General features: G+C 72.3%; 1 protein-coding gene. It reads left to right on the top strand.

Annotated features, from left to right (window positions below):
- The coding region (locus tag AC5RUJ_RS18120) for an HAD-IC family P-type ATPase (protein ID WP_494156503.1) at nt 1–538 on the top strand (538 nt) is incomplete at both ends.

Raw genomic sequence — 538 nt, 5'->3', positions numbered from 1 at the left:
CGGCGCGACGGCCGGCGAGCATGCGCTGCCCGCCCTCTCCGACTTCCACAGCACGGCGGGCGGCGGCGTCCGCGGCACCATCACCGAACGCGACGGACGCGCGAGCACCGTCGTCGTCGGCCGCAACAACTGGATGGACGAGAACGGCATCGCCCTCACCGACACCCACCGCCGAACCCTGCTGGAGCAGCAGCAGGCCGGGTCCACGGCGGTCTGGGTCGCCGTCGACGGCACCATCGCCGGAATAGTCAGCCTGCAGGACACCGTGAAGGAGAACTCGGCGGCCGCCATCGCACGGTTCAAGGACCTGGGGCTGCACCCCATCCTGCTCACCGGCGACAACGCAGCGGTGGCCGCCGAGGTGGCCGCCGAGGTCGGCATCGCCCCCGGGGACGTCTTCGCCGACGTACTCCCCGAGGAGAAGGTGGCCGCGATCAAGCGGCTGCAGGACGAGGGCAAGACGGTGGCAATGGTGGGCGACGGCGTGAACGACGCCGCCGCGCTGGCCCAGGCCGACCTGGGCATCGCCATGGGCGCC

The organism is Arthrobacter sp. Y3223164 (assembly GCF_059091005.1).
The sequence above is the reverse complement of the archived record's forward strand: the minus strand, read 5'-3'. Positions and strand labels throughout refer to the sequence as shown.